The organism is Pantoea sp. SIMBA_079 (assembly GCF_046940275.1).
GTDB classification, from domain to species: domain Bacteria; phylum Pseudomonadota; class Gammaproteobacteria; order Enterobacterales; family Enterobacteriaceae; genus Pantoea; species Pantoea borealis.
The window spans coordinates 1-271 of the sequence record NZ_JAWRYR010000326.1 but is presented as its reverse complement, the minus strand read 5'-3'; the positions used below and the strand labels follow the sequence as shown (position 1 = coordinate 271).

At 30.6% G+C, this 271-nt stretch carries 1 protein-coding gene; it reads right to left on the bottom strand.

Annotated elements, in window-relative coordinates; genetic code table 11:
- On the bottom strand, positions 1–271 hold a 271-nt coding region (locus SB719_RS20220; RefSeq protein WP_412159750.1), incomplete at both ends, for a hypothetical protein.

Here is a 271-nt window from a genome sequence, read left to right as displayed (position 1 = left end):
ATGGAAAATCATATCTTCGGTCATAAAAACCGCGGACGGATAAGCTGTTGCCGCAAATCCTTTTGTAAAAGAAGAGATCTCTGTAAAATTGATCGTTTTAAAAGGATTTTTTCCAAAATTTTTAATGCAGTAATCCAACGTGATTTTTGCATTTTTAATTAAATGATCAACATTTTCAAAGTGTTTTTCATCATAAAAAACATTAATTGTGATTCCTTTGTAATGAACACTTTTATGTTGATATTTCCCCGATGAAACAGCAAACCGAAAC